The following is a 16,565-nucleotide window of genomic DNA, read 5'->3' as shown; positions in this document are numbered from 1 at the left end:
AGCCAGGCTAGCGGGATTCAGCCCATGGGGAGGATGCCGGAGCGCGTGCCGTTGACACCGTTGACCTCGGTGCCGTTCAGCTGGGCGGGGCCGCCCTGGGCCGGGACGTCGGCGTCGGCCGTGTCGTTGTCGGAGCTGTAGTCCGGCATGTTCGGCCGGACGCCCGGGACGAACTTCGGCACCCGCAGCGTCACCTTCATGCCGGCGCCGGGCGCGGTCTCGACCATCACCGCGTAGTCGCTGCCGAACACCTGCTGCATGCGCTGGTTGATGTTGCCGAGCCCGACGTGCGCGCCCGTGCGGTGGGCGCTCTTGAGGTCGTTGAGCCGCCGCGGGTCCATGCCGATGCCGTCGTCCTCGACGCTGATCAGCGCCTCGGTGCCGTAGTCCTGCGCGATCACCGTGACGCAGCCGCCGCTGGGCTTGCTGGCCAGCCCGTGCTTGACGGCGTTCTCCACCAGCGGCTGGATGATCAGGAACGGCACGACGACGCTGAGCACCTCGGGCGCGATCTTCATCCGCACCTCGAGCCGTCCGCCGAAGCGGGCGTTCTCGATGGTCAGGTAGCGGTCGATGTTGCGCAGCTCCTCGGCGAGCGACGTGAACATGCCCGACGTCCGGAACGAGTAGCGCGTGAAGTCGGCGAAGTCCTGAAGCAGCTCTCGCGCCTCTTCGGGGTCCGTGCGGATCAGCGCGGAGATCGTGTTGAGCGCGTTGTAGACGAAGTGCGGCGAGATCTGCGCCCGCAGCGCCTTGATCTCGGCCTGCTGCAGCTGGTGCTTGGACTCGTCGAGCCGGGCGAGCTCGAACTGGGTGCAGACGAACTGGGCGACGGCGTCGGCCATCTGCACCAGCCGGCCCCGGGTCCGGCCGACGACGATCAGCGCCGCCTCGGTCTCGCCCTCCACCAGCAGCGGCACGATGACCGCGGTCTTCATCCGGCAGGTGCCGCGGTGGTTGCACGGCATCCGGTCGTGCGCCACGACCTCACGGCGGTGCTTGCGGATCGCCGCGCCGATCGCCTCGACGAGGTCGACGTAGTGCTCGTTCGCCTCGCCGTCCCAGGACAGCAGCGTGCCTTCGCTGTCGGTGATGCCGACGGCAACGCAGTCGAGCATCTGCAGCAGCTGGGTGGTGATCTTGTCGGCGGCGTCCTCGTCCAGGCCGGCGCGCAGGTTCGGCGCGGCCTTCGACATGCGGTGCACCGCCTGCAGCATGGCGTCCTCCACCACGCTGGCCGGCCTGCGCTGCCTGACCAGCAGCACGATCACCGCGGCGACGAGCAGCACCACAAGACCCCACGGGACGATCTGCGCAAGCGGGAAGCCGGACACGGCGTCCATGCTCTGCGCTCGACCGACCGGGTGCAAGGCCTGATCCCACTTTCTGTCCAACGACGATGACCGAGGGTTGCCGAGACCCTACCGAGCGTCCGGAAGCGGCTACTTCAGGAGTCGCGACATCCGGCGGTCGGCGAGCGGCTTGCCGCCGGTCTGGCAGGTCGGGCAGTACTGGAACGACTTGTCGGCGAAGGATATTTCGCGGATCGTGTCGCCGCAGACGGGACACGGCAGCCCCGTGCGCGCGTGCACCCGCAGACCCGACCGCTTCTCCCCCTTCAGGCGGGCCGCCTTCTGCCCCACCGACCGCTCGACGGCGTCGGTCTCGACCTCGTGGATCGCCTCGGCGAGGGTTTCCAGCGCCCCCTCGCCGAGCTTGCCGATCGTGGCGTACGGCGAGAGCTTCGCGCGGTGCATGATCTCGTCGGAGTAGGCGTTGCCGATCCCGGCGAGCAGCGACTGGTCGGTGAGCGCCCACTTCAGCCGGGTGTTCTTGCCGGCGAAGAGCTCACGCAGCCGGGCGGCGTCGACGGCGAGCGCGTCCGGCCCCAGCCGCGCCACGCTCGCGATCTCCTGCGGGTCCTCGACGATCCACACCGCCAGGCCCTTCTTCGTGCCCGCTTCGGTGAGGTCGAAGCCCGGCCCGGTGGCCGATTCGAGGTGCACCCGCAGCGAGATCGGGCCCTTGCCCGGCTTCAGCGGCGCCGCGGCGAGGCCGTCGGACCAGCGCAGCCAGCCCGCGCGGGCCAGGTGGACGACCAGGTGCAGGTCGCCGGCCACGACGTCGAGGTGCTTGCCGTGCCGGGTCGCGCCGGTGATCTCGCGGCCGTGCAGCTCGGTCCACGGCGGCCTCGCCGTCTTCAGCACGCTCAGCGATGCGACATCGATGCGGAAGATCGTCCGGCCGACGGCGTTCTCGCGCAGGTGGTGAGCCAGTGCTTCGACCTCGGGTAGCTCGGGCATGGCTCCAGTGTCCTACTCGACCGGGTGAAGCGGCCCGTCGAAGTCCGGCAGCGAGTGCCGCTGGATGGTCTTGGAGATCTTCTTGACCTCGCCCTGCACGGTGAACATGCCGCGGATGGTGCCGACCCAGCGTTCGGACGGCCGGTCGCCGGTCACGTCGCCCTCGGTCTCCGCGACCACGGTCCACGGACGGCGCAGGATCCACCGCAGGGGGAAGAACAACACCACGAGCAGCAGCGCCAGCAGCACCCACGCGGGGATGTTGACCTGGTCCGGCGTCCACACGACGAGGATCACGGCCAGCAGCGCGGTGACGACGATCATCGCGATCCCCGGCCCGTAGCTGCCCGCGACGTCGTGCTCGAAGTCGTCGGCCGTCGCCGGTGCGCGCCATTCCATCTGGGCACGGACCACCCAGTCGCGGCCGTCTTCGCCGCGTACCAGCCGGTTCATTCAGTTGCCTCCCGGGGCGCCCGCAGGGTGAGCGTCTCAACATTACCGCGCCCGGGCTCACCCGCGCGAGGGAGGAAGCGGGCATCTCGCCCGCCGGACCGGATCACCGCTGATCAGGATCCCGACGGCGCGACCGTCACCGGGTCCGCCGGTTCGCCCGACCCGGTGACGGACGACGCGGTGCTGGGACACGGCTTCCCGGACGTCGGCGTCACCTCTGTCGACGGTTCCGTCGACGAATCCGGCGATGAATCCGGCGGGGTCCCGGTGGCGCCGGTCTCGTCGTCCTTCGGCGCCGGCTTCTCCGCCTGGTCCGACGACGGCGCCGGCTCGCCGGGCCGTCCGGTCGGCGACAGCTCGGGCGCTTCGGCGTCCTCCGGCACGGGCGGGTCGGACTCGGTCGTCATCGTCATGTCCGGCCTCGACGTGTCCAGCCGCGGCGACGTCTCCGGCTGGTCGGGCGCGACGAACGTCGAGGACGTGAGGACGTCCGCACGCGGAACCGGCAGACCACCGGCGCCGCCCACGGCCCCGACCGGGACCTCCCCGGCCGCCGCCACGTCCGGCAGTTCGTTCGCGGCGACCTGCCGCTCCCCGGCCCACGCCCGTGCCGGGACGGCGATCCTGGTACCACGGCCGTTGAGCACGCCGACACCGATCCGCGGCTCCGGCTGCGCCTGCGGCGGCGGCTGGTGGTGCGTTTCCGACGGCGGCACCACGACGAGCTCGGGCGCCCCGCCGGGCAACCCGACGTCCAGCACCGGCCCGGCCCCGAACACCACCGGCCCGGCCGCGACGCCGACGGCACCCACCGCGGCGGTCGACGCCAGCGCCAGCCCGATCTTCACCTTCGAACCGACCAGGACGCCCTTGACCGTCGCGCCGAGCCCGGCCAGCACCCCGCCGCCGCCCAGCGACGCGGCGGCCGGCACCAGCAGCACCAGCACCCCCGCGTGCGCCCGCAGCGACGAGCAGACATCACGCAGTTCGTCCTGCGTCGCCCGGCACGACGGGCAGCCGTGCAGGTGGGCCTTGATCCGCTCGGCTTCGGCACCGGTGACGCTGCCCGCGGTGAACCCGCCGAGCTTTTCCACGACCGCCCGGCACGAATCCGGCCCGCGGTTCACCGAAAGGTGGGCCTGCAGGTACGCCGCACGCAACCCCTGACGAGCCCGGCGCGCCAAGGCGGCGGTCGCGTTCGCGCTCAACCCGAAGTGGGGAGCGACCATCGCGGGCTGCTCACCCTCGACCTCGGTCTGCCACAACACCGTCCGCCACCGCTCCGGCAGGCTGGTGAACGCGGTCGTGATCAGCGTGTGCTCGGCCGTGCGGGCGTGCGTGTCGGCCCCCGCCCCGGCGCGGAAAGTCAGTTCGTCATCGGACACCGGAACGTCCCGGCGCGCACCGTGCCACTCCCACGACACCCGGCGGGCCACGGTCAGCAGGTAGGCGCGGACGTAGTCACGGGGACCAGCGCCACGACGGAGCGCCTGCAACACGCGGAAGAACGTCTCCGCGGTGATGTCCTCGGCCTCGGACCGATCGGCCGCGAGGCTCTGCGCAAGCCGGCGGACCGCGGCGGCGTGCAGCTCGAACAGCTCCCCGAACGCGGCATCCTCGCCGTTGCGGAGCCGTTGCAGCAGTGCCTGCTCGTCGGATTCCGAGGCCGCTGGTGGCGGCGCCGTGCCCAGCTCGGTCATCCGGCCCGGCACCTCCTCCCCGAAGGTCTCCCCATTCGGTCGAATGGAGACACCATACGGAGGGAATCAGCCGTCGTCACCCCTTGTACGCCAGCTGTGACGCCAAAGCACCGGTCACGGCAGAGGGGGACCCGGTCTCCAGGCCCCTCAGGGCAGGGTATAGAGTTCTCTCCATCAGCAAGACAACGCGGATGTAGCGCAGCTGGTAGCGCATCACCTTGCCAAGGTGAGGGTCGCGGGTTCGAATCCCGTCATCCGCTCGGGGTTGAAGGGGTCATGTCGGCAGAACGCGCCGACCATGACCCCTTCGCCATTTCACCCGGGGGGCCGAGCCCCCCGGACCCCCCACGGTGCCTCTGCCAGGCCTGGGGAGGGTGCCCCGGCGCAGTCCCGCAGACCTTTGGGCGTGCCTCGGCTCTGCTCAGCCAGACTGCTTTTCAGAGCTCGTAGGTGTCGAGGATTGTTGGGGCCACCGGGGTCAGGTGGGGGTCCTCGCGCTCTGATACCTGGCCTCGGGCCATTCGGTAGACGCGGAAGTTGTTGTCGTTCTCCGTGTCCTGGTCGTCCCAGGTGTACAAGAGGCCGTAGGAACCCGGGGCCAATTCGCCCGCCCGGGTGAACAAGTTGAGGAGCTCGGGGGCCAGTTGGCCGCCGTGCTTGTCGAAACCCGCGAAGTGGAGCATGGGCATCCCGGCGCTCCAGCGGAGGTCGATCAGGTCGAAATCCGCCGCGTCGCGGATTGCGCGGTGCACGCGGTCGACCAAGCGCTCCAGGAGCGCCGCGTCGTCGTCGCCGCTCGCGGTCGCCTGGATGGTCACCCAGCCGTGATATTCGAACATCCGCAGAACGGTAGCAAGAGATCAACCAGCGGGTCAGCGGGCCAGCGCGGACGGCTTCCCGTCACGGCGCAGCACGTTCGACAGCACGCCTTCGCCGAGCCGCTCGAACGACGGCACCAGCTTCTCGCCGAACACGCACAACGTCCGCTCCCACGGGTGCCCGAGCGTGCCGTACGAGAAATCCGCCGCCAGGAACAGGTGGTAGTCGGCGCGCGGGAACACCGGCACCGGCCAGCGAGCGCCCTCGGACATCAAGTGCGGGCGGACGCGGTAGGACTGGTGCTGCCAGTGCAGCGCCCACATCCAGTCGTCCGGGCCGCAGACCTCGCGGAACGCGGCCAGCGCGATCGACGCGACCTGGTGCTCCTCGACCGCGTACGGGCCCAGCCGGAACTCCGCCGAAGCACGGTCCAGGTTCCCGGGCGAAAGGTCCCACGTCCGCGACGGCGCCGGCTCACGGAAACCCGGCCAGGCGTGCGCGTAGGTGCTCGGCCAGAACGCCAGCTTGTCGTACACCCAGTACCAGGCGGGCTCGTCGACGACGCGGGAGACGGCTTCCCAGGCAGCATTCACTTCTTGAGACCTCGAGTCGGCCAGGCGCGGAAGAACACGCGAAAGCTTCGTGTTCGGCCTCCGGTTTGTCCAGTCCCCGTCCGGCCACCGCGAGCTGTGTCACTCGTCCGGGTGGGTTCCGCCAAGTGGTCACACGCGGATCCGCGCTGCTCCACGGCCGCGCGGGAGGCGCCGGGCACGCCCGGCGCCTCCCTGGCTCAGGCCGCGTCCCAGAGGGTGAGGAACGCCGAGGCCTCGCTGCGGGCCCAGGGCCGCAGCCGGGCCCGGTCCCGGGCGGAGAGCTGGTACTCCTTCGCCCGGCGGACGTCGATCACCAGTGCCTCACCGCCGGGCAGGAGGTCGGGCATCGCCTGCTCCAGCACCCACAGCGCGAGCTGCGCCGAATCCTTCGCCAGCGGCTCCTCCTTGAAGTAGAGCCAGGTCGCGTACCGGCGGCCGTCGCTCTTGCGCAACCCCATCTGCGGGCTGACGCCGATCTCGAGCTCGCCGATCCGGCACCGGCCGCGACCGACCTCGACCAGCTTCGGTGACTTGCGGCCGAGGTACCGGAGCCAGCCTTCGGCAATCGCCGCGTAGTGCGGTTTGGTCCGCTCGTCGGCGGCGTTGACGAGGGCGCGCAGCGCCACTTCGTCCTGGTTCGCCGCCCGCCCGGAGCGCACCGCGTTGGCCGCCCGCCGGTAGTAGTTGAACGCCGCCCGCGCCGGATCTTCGTACTGACGGCGCTGCCGCCGGACGAACGACGACCGCGACGGCCCGGAACTCGCGCTGTAGCCCACGAACGTGGACAGGGTGATGTAGGCCATGGCCCTGCCTTCCTCCATCACGCCACCCGCGGCTGCGGGCGGCATCTCCCCTGGACAACGCCAATTTTAGAACACATGTACGACAGTTTCCGGGGCCTGACGGGTGACGGCGGGCCATCCGTCACCCGGTCGAGACCAACGGCGAAGCCGATCGGCTAGCCCGCTCAGAGGACTCCCGAAACCGCGTTCCGTGCGCTACGTTGCCGATCAACCTCGAACAGCAACCTCTCAGGTCGGCCGCGCGTGCCAGACTGATGCCCCGAACGGTGGATGGGGGTCTACTCATGAGCTGGCAGGACGACCTGCGCCGGCTGGACGCGGACCTGGCGGCCGGGCGCATCGAGCCCGCCGCCCACCGCAAGCAGCGTGACGAGCTGCTCGCGCAGGCTTCCGGTTCGACTGTGGCCTCGCCCGTTCCCTCGCCATTGCGCCGTCCCGCGACCGCGTGGCAGAGCAAGAACCCCGCGGTGCCGCCGCAGCGGCAGGAAATGCCGCCGAACCAGCCGAGCTTCCAGCCGAACCAGAACCACCAGCCGAACCACCAGCCGCCCCACCGTCCGCCGGTCCACCCGCCGGCGCCCGCGCCGCCGTGGAAGCGCACCGGGGCCGGCGTGCCCGCCGTCGCGGATCACCTGACCACCGCACCGAGCCCGGCGGACATCACGCCGACGCGGTACCTGCGCGTCGAGGGACCGCTGCCGGACCGGCAGCAGCTCAGCCGGTTCCCGCCGACGTCCCCGCCCGGCGGGATGCCGGCCTCGCCCCCGCCGGAGGAGCCGGCGACGGACGAGCCGGGCAAGCACCGCTGGGACGAGTCCGCGGGCGGCCGCCGCCGTCCGGCCTGGCTCTTCGTCGCACTGGGGGTGTTCGTGGTCCTGGCGATGATCGCCGCGGCCACCGCGTGGCTCGGCTCCGATTCGGACCAGGCTTCCCCGCCGGCCGTGCCGTCGTCCGCCTCGGACGCCGCCCGCACCCCGCCGCTGGACGAGCGCGTGCCGCAGATGCCCGGCAAGCAGAACCCGAACAACTCCACGATGTCCGTGGCGAAGGGCTTGGAGCTGGGGCTCTACCCCGCGTCGACCGCGGACCTGCTGAACGCCAACGGGGCGAGCAAGGTGATCTACCGCGGCGCCGCCGACGGCGACGTCTCGTACCTGGTCCTGGTCGTGCCGACGGGCAGCGCGGCCAACGCGCAGGCCGTCGTCGAGAAGCTCTACCAGGACGCGCTGGCGGGCGGCTTCCGGTCGGTCCAGTCGGCGTTGCGCACGGTCTCGGGGCAGGACGGCGGCACCTTCCTGAACACCACTTGGTACGGCTCCGGCAACAACGTCGTGAGCATCGGGATCGCCGAGCCCGACCGGGGTCAGGCGGGCCTGAGCAGTGAGCTGGACAAGGCCGTGGACACCCTCGAAGCGGTGCTCCCGGTCAGCTGAGGCGGCACGGCTCCCGAACCGACCCTTCCGACCTGGGCGAGCAGGGCTGAGTGCACAATGATGCGGGAGCTGGCTGGGCCGGCGACGTTGACGAGAAGGGGGCCCGCTTTGTCCTGGCAGGAGCAACTACGCCAGTTGGACGAGGAGCTGGCCGCCGGCCAGATCTCGGCCGACGACTACCGGCTGCGTCGAGACAGCGTCCTTTCCGCGGCCGTCAACGTCGATCCCCAGGCCGGCCAGACCGGGTCCGGTGAGGCGGAGAGCACCCACATCATCGCCCCGGTGACCCCGCCGCCCGGCCAGCCGCAGGCCCCGGCCACGCCGGCGGGCGACCAGACCCAGATCGTCAGCCCCGCGTTCGGCGACAGCGAACGCACCCAGGCCGTCCCGCAGGGCCCGGCCCCGCAGGGCTGGGCGCCGGCCGGCCACGGCGACGCCGAGCGCACGCAGGTCGTGCCGGGCGTGCCGCCGCAGGCCACCACCGGTGGTTACCACCCGGGGGGCCACGGTTCGGGCGGGTTCCCGGCCCAGCAGCAGCAGCCGCAGTACGCGCCGCCGCCGCACCTGTCCGGCCCCAACCAGCAGATGCCGTGGGCGGCGCCCGCGCAGAACACGAACACGCCCTGGGGCGGCTCGGACTTCCCCGCCGACACCAGCTGGGTCGGCCAGGGTCCGGAACCGTCGTTCGAGACGACCCCGGCCAAGGGCGGCAAGAAGATCATCGCGATCGTGATCGCGGTCGTCGTGCTGGCCGGTCTCGGCGTCGGCGGCTACTTCCTCTTCTCCGGCAACGGCAACGAGCAGGCGCCGCCGGTGGCGCAGTCGTCCACCGCGCCGCCGCCCCCGACCCAGAAGCCGAAGGACGACCTCGAGATCGCCAAGCTCCCGGGCGACGTCAAGGAAACCACCGACTTCGCCAAGTTCGACGACTTCGAGGCGCGCAAGGTCCTCACCGACGAGGAAAACGACGCCCTCTCCGCGGCGAACCCGACCACCGCGCGGATGTCGGTGTCGAACCTGCCCTCCGGCGTCACCGTCGTCGTGGTCACCACCAAGACCGCCGGTGCCGCGGCCGCGGCCAACGCGGTCGACAAGCTGGGGACGCTGCAGGCGAAGTACAAGCTCACGAAGTACACCGGCACGACGCCCCCGGGTGTCGACGTCGTGCAGCTCGTCAAGGAAGACGGCAGCGCCCTGATCCGCGCCCACTACGTGCACAAGCAGACCGTGGTCCGCGTGCAGGTGAACGGGGCCGACATGGCCGGCGTCTCCCAGTCTTTCGACGAGATCCTCGCGAAGCAGCTGGCAGAGCTGCCCGCCAACGGCTGACATGGCGCGTCGCCGGTTCGTCGCCTGCACCGTGGTCTCCCGGGACCGCTCGGCCGCCGCCGAGGTGCTGGCCGCGTCGTACCGCGCGCACCACCCCGGCCACGAGTTCACCGTGCTCGTGGCCGACGGCGACACCGTGCCCGGCGAGCTCGGCCTCGAGCCGGAGGAGTACTTCCGGCTGGTGACCTGCCACGAGGGTGCGGACCTGGCCGACGTCCTGCGGCCGCTGCTGGTGCGCAGCCTGCTGGCGCGGTTCGACGTCGTGGTCCTGCTGGACGCCGACATCGAGGTCCACGCGCCGTTCGAGGACGTCAGCGCGCTCGCGGCGGACCACGGCCTGGTCGTCGCGGCGGCCCTGCTGGCCCCGCTCCCGCGAGACGGTCTCGAACCGGAGGACGTCCCCGGCGTCTACGACGGCTTCCTGGCCGCCGGGCCCGCCGCCCGGCCGTTCCTCGACCACTGGGCCGAGCGGGCCCGCCGCCGGCCGCCGCACCGGACCGAGGCGACCTGGCGGTGGCCGGACCTGCTCCCCGGCCCGTTCGAGCACCTGGTCGTGCGCGACCCCGGGCTCGCCGTCGGCTACTGGAACCTGCACGAACGTCCGCCGTCCGGCAGCCGGTTCATCGCCTTCCGCGGCTACGACCCGGAGACACCCTGGCTGCTGAGCACCGACTGCGCGACGCGGCCGCGCGTGCGGCTCTCGGCGGACCCGGTCCTGCGCCGCCTGTGCGACGCCTACGGCGACCGCGTCGGCCCGGCGCGGTCCGGCGGCGAAGGCCGGTTTTCCGTGCTGCCGGACGGTTCGCCGCTCACCCCGCAGATGCGGCAGCTCCACCACGACGCCTGGCTGCGCGCGGAAACGCCGGACCAGCCGGCCGAAAAGCTGCCGCCGCACCCGTTCGGCGAAGACGGCGGCCGCGCGTTCCGGGCGTGGCTGACCGAACCGGCGAACCCGGTCGACGCCGCCGGCGGGATGACCCGGCTGGCGGCCGCGGTCTGGCGCGCCCGCGTCGACCTCCAGGCGGTGTTCCCCCATCCCCGCGGCGAGCACGCGCCCGGCTTCCGGCAGTGGTGCGCGACACACGGCGTCGCCGAAGGTCTGCTCCCTGAGTGGGCGCTCCCGGTGCCCGCCGCGGCGCCGCCGGCCCCGGTCGGCGACTTCGGGGTCAACGTCGTCGGCTTCCTCACCGCCGAACTCGGGCTCGGCGAGATGGCCCGGCTGATCCAGCGGATGATCGTCCGGGCGGGCATCCCGATGGTCTCCGTCGTCGAAGAGCGGTCCATCGCCGGCTCGGTCCGCACCGGCCTCGCCGTCCCGGAAAGCGCTGGGCCACCGCGGTTCGGGGTCAGCCTGCTCACGGTGAACTCCGACTTCACCAGGGTGGTCGTCGACAGCCACCCGGACGCCGCCGCCGGGCGCTACCGGATCGGGCTGTGGGCGTGGGAACTCGAGGACTTCCCGGCCGAGATGCACGACGGGTTCGCGTTCGTCGACGAGATCTGGACACCCAGCGAGTTCGCCACCCGGGCGATCGCGGCGCACTCGCCGGTCCCGGTCCGGACCATTCCGGTGCCGGTGCCCGATCCGGGTCTCCTCGCGCGGGAACCCGGTCCGGGCACGCGGTTCCTGTCCGTCTTCGACTTCAACTCGACCGGCGGCCGGAAGAACCCGTGGGGCGTGGCCGAAGCGTTCCGCCGCGCCTTCCCGGGCCGCGACGACGTCCGGCTCGTGCTGAAGGCGACCAACGGGCACCGGAACACCGCGGCCGTCGAGCGGCTGCGGCGCGTGATCGACGGCGACCCGCGGATCGAGTTCGTGGAGCGGTACCTCACCACGGCCGACCTCGACGCCCTGTATGCCGGGACCGACGCCTACGTGTCACTGCACCGGAGCGAGGGGTTCGGGCTGACGGTGGCCGAGGCGATGGTCAGGGGGCTGCCGGTGATCGCGACGGACTATTCGAGCACGGCCGAGTTCTTCGGGCCGGAGTCCGGCTGGCCGGTGCCGTTCACGATGACCGACGTCGGTCCGGGCTGGCCGCCCTACCGCAGTGACGGCCGCTGGGCCGACCCGGATCTCGACGCGGCCGCCGAAGCCATGCGTGCCGTCGCGGACGATCCGGCCGGAGCCCGCCGTCGCGGGGCCGCCGCCCGCGAGCACATCCTGCGCACGCACCCGGCCGACGTCACCGTGGCGTGGCTGCGGGAGCGGCTGGGCGAAGCCCACCGGACCTGGCTCGCCCGGCAGGCCCCCGAACCGCCGCCGCGGTCGCCGCTGGCCGCACGGGCCCGTCGCCTGCTGCGGCCGGTGGCCCGCCGGATGCGGGTGACGTCGTGACGCGGCCCGGGAGCCCGCAGCAGACGATGCTGCCGGTCTACGAAGCCTTCCTGCCCCGCGAGCACGCGCTCTACCGGCCGCGCCACGGCGGGAAGCAGCTCGTGGCGCTGATCTGCGCGACCGTCTTCTTCCTGACGCCGAACCTGTCGGTCGTCTTCGGCGCGCGGCCCGGTGAGTTCGAAAACCGGGCGCTGACACCGTTCCCGAGCGTCGGGCAGGGCTGGTCGTTCTTCCCGCAGCTCGGCAGCTGGGCCACCGACCACCTGGTGCTGCGCGAGCAGGCGGTGCACACCGCCGACGCGATCAGCCGGGGCGTGTTCGGCGAGCCGCCGCCGCTGAACCAGGAACACCAGCAGGGTCCGCTGCAGGTGCCGGGCGACACCAAGCTCGACCCGCGGCAGTTCCCCACCGTGATCGAGGGCAAGGACGGCTGGCTCTACCTCGGCGACGAGGTCACCAGCCACTGCGTGCCCACCGAGAACCTGGACACGACCTTCGACCGGCTGCGCCGCTTCCGCGACGGCATCGAGGCGTCGGGCCGTCAGCTGGTCGTCGTCATCGCCCCGGACAAGGCGACCATGGTGCCGCAGCACCTGCCCGACAACTACCTGGGCAAGGACTGCCACGACGCCGTCCAGAACGACTTCTGGCGCCGGGTCGACGCCGAGAACTTCATGGTCGACCTCCGCGGCCCGCTGCAGGACTGGGCCAACCGCAAGGGCCAGCCGCTCTACGGCCCGCTGGACGCCCACTGGAACGACGAAGGCGCGATCACCGCGGTCCGCGAGGTCACCGAGCGGCTGCGGCCGGGCATCACCGGGAGCTGGCGCGTCCAGCCGAAGGAGAACTGGCAGCTGCCGGCCGACCTGCCGCGGCTGATCGGCCGGACCGGGCTGACCGACGGCACGCACTACGCCCTCATGCCCGACGGCCGGACCGACCTGACCCGCACGATGCCCGCCGACTACATCCCGCCGGTGCACACCGCCACCGCGTCCGGGACGGGCACCTACGGCCTCCGCACGGCGTGGCTCGGCGACTCGTTCACCATCCGCACCCTGCCGTACATGGCCGCCACGTTCCGCGACCTGACCGCCATGCACTACAGCACGTCCGACCAGGACCGTGGCGCCGCGATCGGCGAGCTGCTCGGGCGCAGCGACGTCGTGGTGGTCGAGTTCGCCGAACGCGGGCTCATCGCCGGGGCGGCGTCGATGCTGACGCCGGCCGTGCAGCAGAACATCTTCCGCGAGCTCAACCGATGATCGCGCCGAACTGTGGGATTGTGCATGTCTTCTGACCAGCTGGCCGCCGCGCTGGCCCGCCTCGACGAACACCGCGAGCTGCACCTGCCGCTGCGCCGGACCGACCTGCTCGGGCGGCTGGCCCTGCGGTTCCTGTGGAAGCGCCAGGTGAAGTGGCAGATCGAGGCCAACCTGGCCATCCGGGACGCGCTCGCCGCCGTGCACCACGCCCAGCGCGAGCTGCCCGCCGACGCCGTCCGCCACGCCGAGCTGGCGCACGAGGTCGAGCAGCTGCGGCAGCAGGACCGGACGATGACCGCCGGCCTGAACCAGCGGCTGTACGCGGGCCTCGGCCGGATCGAATCGCAGCTGTCCGACCTGAAGTTGCAGCAGGCGGAGACGACCGAGCACGGCGACGACATCGGATTGCGGCTGAAGGCGCTCGAGGCGCAGGTCGCGGCGCTGACGTCGGCGTCGGTCGACGTCCGGCTCCGCCACGCCCAGCTGGACGTCGCGCTCGACCGCGTCCGGGCCGGGACCGCCGTCACCGAGGTCGCCGCGGACGTCGCCAACCGGGAGTCGTTCCTGGAACTGGCGCTCTCGCAGCTGCTCGACGGCCCGGAAAGCCGCGTGCACGAAGCCCGCAAGGCGCACCTGCCGCTCATCACGGCGGCGCGGGAAGCCGGCGCGACCGGCCCGGTCTTCGACGTCGCCCCGGGCCGCGGCGAATGGCTCGAGGTGCTTCGCGCGGCCGAACTGCCGCACCTGGCCGCGTCGGACAACAAGCTGGTCCGGCAGCACTGCGCGGGCCTCGGCCTCGACGTCGCCGCGCAGGAACCCCTCGAAGCGCTGGCGGCACTGCCGTCCCGCTCGCTCGGCGCCGTGACCGCGTTCCGGTTCGCCGAGCGCCTCACCCCGGACGCCCTCGCGCGCTTCGCCGACGTCGCCGCGGCCGCGTTGCAGCCCGGCGGCGTGTTGCTGGTCGAGACGCCGGGTGCCGGCGCCGTGACGGAGTTCCAGCTGGATCCCTTTACGCAGAAGCCACTGCACCCGGTGTACCTCCGGTTCGTCGCCGAGGCGGCGGGTTTCCCGGAGGTCGAGGTCCGCGAGGTGGCCGCCGCCGACGGTCTGGGTGAGCGCCTGTGCCTGATCGCCCGGCGATGACCGCCCGCGCCACCATGTGGACCCCGCTGCCGCCACGGACCAGCGGGATCGCGGACTACAGCCACCACCTGACCGAGGCCCTGTCCGAACTGCTCGACGTCGCCGCGATGACCGACGCGCCGGGCGCCCGGGTGCCCGCTCGCGTCCGGCTGCTCGGCCCGGACGAGCCGTCCGAAGGCGTGCCGATCTACCACCTCGGCAACCACGCCGGCTTCCACGGCGAGATCTACCGCCGGGCGATCGCGGCCCCGGGTGTCGTGGTGCTGCACGACCCGTCCCTGCTGGACTTCCACGCCGGGATCCTCGGCAGCGTGGCGTCCGAGGCCTTCCGCGAAGAGGTGCGGTACGCACACGGGCCGATCTGGGGCCACCAGCACGACCCGGCGCTGCTCCACGGCCTGCCCGCCATCGAGGTCGACGGGGTCAAGACCCTCGACCACGCGACGCTGACCCTGGAACGCCGGCTCGTCACGACCAGCCGCGGGGTCGTCGTGCACGACCCGCACACCGCGGAGTTCCTTCGCGCGCGGTACCCCGGGATCCCGGTGCACGCCGTGCCGCACGGCGCGCTGCTGCCCGACCCCGCCCGCCGCGAGCCGGTGCGAGCCGGGCTGGGCTGGACCGACGACCAGGTCGTCTTCGGCGTCTTCGGCAGCCTGGCCGGGCACCGGCGGGTGACGGCCGCCGTGCTGGCCTTCGCCGAACTGCGCCGCCGCTGGCCGAACGCGCGGCTGGTGATCGCCGGCCACGCCGGGGACCCGGTGCTGCTCGAGCAGGTGCGGCAGATCGTCGCGGCCAGCGGGTTCGCCGAGTTCGTCCACTTCGAACTGTCGCCGCCGGAGGACCGCCTCGACGACCTGATCCTGGCCGCGGACGCCGTGATCAGCCTGCGGTGGCCCACCGCGGGCGAGACCAGCGGCACGATGCTGCGGGCGTTCGGCGCCGGGCGGGTGGTGATCACCAGCGACCTGCCGCAGCACCGGCACTACGACTCGGCGTTCTGCTGGACCGTGCCGACGTCGCCGCCGGGCGAGGCGGCCGAGCTGTACCGGTTGCTCGAACGCGGGATGTGCTGGCCGGAGGAGCTGCGCGCGGCGGGTGAGCTCGCGCGGAAGTGGACCGGGGAGAACGCCACCTGGCGGATCGCCGCGCAGGGGTACGCCGACGCGATCGAGGCGGCGGAGAACTTCGTCGCGCCACCGGAAACGCCGCGGCACGGCGTGAACGTCTTCGCCGACGTCCGCGCCACCACCGGCCTGTCCGAGTCCGCTCGCCGGTACGTGCAGGCCATCGCCGCGAGCGGCACCGCGATGACCTTCACGGAGTTCAACAGCCAGGCGCCGTTCCGCACGATCGAGGTGCCCCCGCAGATCACCGCGCTGCGCCGGGGCAAGGAGTTCGACGTCGACCTGTGGATCGTCAACGTCAACGAGTGGCAGCTGATCCCGGAGCACGCGCTCGACCGCTACACGATCGCCGTGTGGGCGTGGGAGCTGCCGGAACCGCCGGTGCACGCGCTGCCGCACCTGCCGGGCATCGACGAGCTCTGGCTGATCTCCCAGTTCGTCTCGGACTCGTTCCGCACGGTGACCGACATCCCGATCACCGTGGTGCCCAACGTCATCCCCCAGGCACCGGACGTCACCGGGAACCGCGCGAAGTTCGGCCTTCCCGAAGACGGCCTGATCGTGCTGTTCACGTTCAGCGCGTCCTCGAGCGACGCGCGGAAGAACCCGTGGGCGGTGATCGAGGCGTTCCGCCGGGCGTTCCCGCCGGAGGAGCGCGGCACGAAGGCCCACCTGGTGCTGAAGGCGAACGACCTCCAGCGCTTCCCGGACCTGGACACCTCGCTGAGCGCGGCGGTCGCCTCGGTCGGCGGGACGCTGCTGCGGCGCGAGATGTCCCGCGCGGACATGGACACGCTGCTCGCCACGTGCGACGTCTACACGTCGCTGCACCGCTCCGAAGGCTACGGGCTCGGCATGGCCGAGGCGATGGCGATGGGCAAGCCGGTGGTGGCGACCGGGTTCGGCGGCAACATCGACTTCATGCCACCGGGCGCGGCGGCGGTCGTCGGCTACCACGCCCGGCCGATCACCCCGCACGACCACAAGTTCGGCGCCGAGTTCGGCGACTGGTACACGACCGGGCAGCTGTGGGCGGACGCGGACGTCGAGCAGGCCGCGCGCTGGCTGCGCAAGCTGGCCGACAGCCCGCGGCTACGCGCCGAAATGGGCGCGAAGGCGATCGAGGCAATCCGCAGCTTCTGCAGCCCCGCAGCGGTCGCGAAGGTCATCAACCGGCGGCTGGCGGAGCTGGCCAGTGACGGCCCCCGGCCCCGCGTGCCCCGCGTGCGCCGCTGACCCGAGCCCCCAGCGCCCCAATG

General features: G+C 72.2%; 13 protein-coding genes and 1 tRNA gene. 7 read left to right on the top strand and 7 right to left on the bottom strand.

The window, feature by feature from the left end:
* Nucleotides 1-17 precede the first annotated feature (17 nt).
* From ACLJQE_RS05470 to ACLJQE_RS05455, 4 genes are all read right to left on the bottom strand, one after another.
* Complete coding sequence (locus ACLJQE_RS05470) at nucleotides 18-1,343, bottom strand: histidine kinase (RefSeq protein WP_410637848.1); 1,326 nt, start codon at nucleotides 1,341-1,343, stop codon at nucleotides 18-20.
* Nucleotides 1,344-1,442: 99 nt separating this feature from the next.
* Nucleotides 1,443-2,303, bottom strand: coding sequence for an Fpg/Nei family DNA glycosylase (locus ACLJQE_RS05465; protein WP_410637847.1), 861 nt, complete (start codon nucleotides 2,301-2,303; stop codon nucleotides 1,443-1,445).
* 12 nt (nucleotides 2,304-2,315) lie between these two features.
* The gene (locus ACLJQE_RS05460; protein WP_206784122.1) at nucleotides 2,316-2,756 is read right to left on the bottom strand and encodes a DUF983 domain-containing protein; all 441 of its coding nucleotides are present in this window, start codon (nucleotides 2,754-2,756) and stop codon (nucleotides 2,316-2,318) included.
* A gap of 113 nt (nucleotides 2,757-2,869) precedes the next feature.
* Complete coding sequence (locus ACLJQE_RS05455) at nucleotides 2,870-4,456, bottom strand: sigma-70 family RNA polymerase sigma factor (RefSeq protein ID WP_410637846.1); 1,587 nt, start codon at nucleotides 4,454-4,456, stop codon at nucleotides 2,870-2,872.
* Nucleotides 4,457-4,643: 187 nt separating this feature from the next.
* Between ACLJQE_RS05455 and ACLJQE_RS05450 the strand changes: the two genes are divergently transcribed.
* Nucleotides 4,644-4,716: transfer RNA gene (locus tag ACLJQE_RS05450), tRNA-Gly, on the top strand.
* A 177-nt stretch (nucleotides 4,717-4,893) separates the two neighbouring features.
* Here the strand turns inward: ACLJQE_RS05450 and ACLJQE_RS05445 are convergent.
* The 3 genes from ACLJQE_RS05445 to ACLJQE_RS05435 form a co-directional block, all read right to left on the bottom strand.
* Nucleotides 4,894-5,295, bottom strand: coding sequence for an immunity 7 family protein (locus ACLJQE_RS05445; RefSeq protein ID WP_410637845.1), 402 nt, complete (start codon nucleotides 5,293-5,295; stop codon nucleotides 4,894-4,896).
* A 33-nt stretch (nucleotides 5,296-5,328) separates the two neighbouring features.
* Nucleotides 5,329-5,868 carry a DUF2716 domain-containing protein gene (locus tag ACLJQE_RS05440; RefSeq protein WP_410637844.1) on the bottom strand — a complete coding sequence of 180 codons (540 nt, stop codon included), beginning with the start codon at nucleotides 5,866-5,868 and terminating at the stop codon, nucleotides 5,329-5,331.
* 197 nt (nucleotides 5,869-6,065) lie between these two features.
* Nucleotides 6,066-6,671: a hypothetical protein gene (locus ACLJQE_RS05435; RefSeq protein WP_410638324.1), complete on the bottom strand. Its 606-nt coding sequence runs from the start codon at nucleotides 6,669-6,671 to the stop codon at nucleotides 6,066-6,068.
* Nucleotides 6,672-6,955: 284 nt separating this feature from the next.
* Between ACLJQE_RS05435 and ACLJQE_RS05430 the strand changes: the two genes are divergently transcribed.
* From ACLJQE_RS05430 to ACLJQE_RS05405, 6 genes are all read left to right on the top strand, one after another.
* A complete protein-coding gene (locus ACLJQE_RS05430; RefSeq protein ID WP_410637843.1) occupies nucleotides 6,956-8,104 on the top strand; it encodes a hypothetical protein in 1,149 nt (382 codons plus the stop codon).
* 108 nt (nucleotides 8,105-8,212) lie between these two features.
* Nucleotides 8,213-9,433, top strand: coding sequence for a hypothetical protein (locus ACLJQE_RS05425; RefSeq protein WP_410637842.1), 1,221 nt, complete (start codon nucleotides 8,213-8,215; stop codon nucleotides 9,431-9,433).
* A 1-nt stretch (nucleotide 9,434) separates the two neighbouring features.
* Nucleotides 9,435-11,771 carry a glycosyltransferase gene (locus tag ACLJQE_RS05420; protein WP_410637841.1) on the top strand — a complete coding sequence of 779 codons (2,337 nt, stop codon included), beginning with the start codon at nucleotides 9,435-9,437 and terminating at the stop codon, nucleotides 11,769-11,771.
* Entirely contained in the window at nucleotides 11,768-13,036 is a 1,269-nt protein-coding gene (locus tag ACLJQE_RS05415) for an alginate O-acetyltransferase AlgX-related protein (protein WP_410637840.1), read from the top strand. The genes ACLJQE_RS05420 and ACLJQE_RS05415 overlap by 4 nt, the downstream gene beginning before the upstream one ends.
* 24 nt (nucleotides 13,037-13,060) lie before the next feature.
* A complete protein-coding gene (locus ACLJQE_RS05410) occupies nucleotides 13,061-14,179 on the top strand; it encodes a hypothetical protein (protein ID WP_410637839.1) in 1,119 nt (372 codons plus the stop codon).
* Nucleotides 14,158-16,542 (top strand): glycosyltransferase family 4 protein, encoded by a 2,385-nt coding sequence (locus ACLJQE_RS05405; protein WP_410637838.1) that lies wholly within the window; start codon nucleotides 14,158-14,160, stop codon nucleotides 16,540-16,542. Before ACLJQE_RS05410 ends, ACLJQE_RS05405 begins: the two co-directional genes overlap by 22 nt.
* The last annotated feature ends 23 nt before the right edge of the window (nucleotides 16,543-16,565 follow it).

Source organism: Amycolatopsis sp. lyj-346 (assembly GCF_046548975.1).
Taxonomy (GTDB): Bacteria; Actinomycetota; Actinomycetes; order Mycobacteriales; family Pseudonocardiaceae; genus Amycolatopsis.
This window is presented reverse-complemented; position numbering and strand designations above follow the sequence as displayed.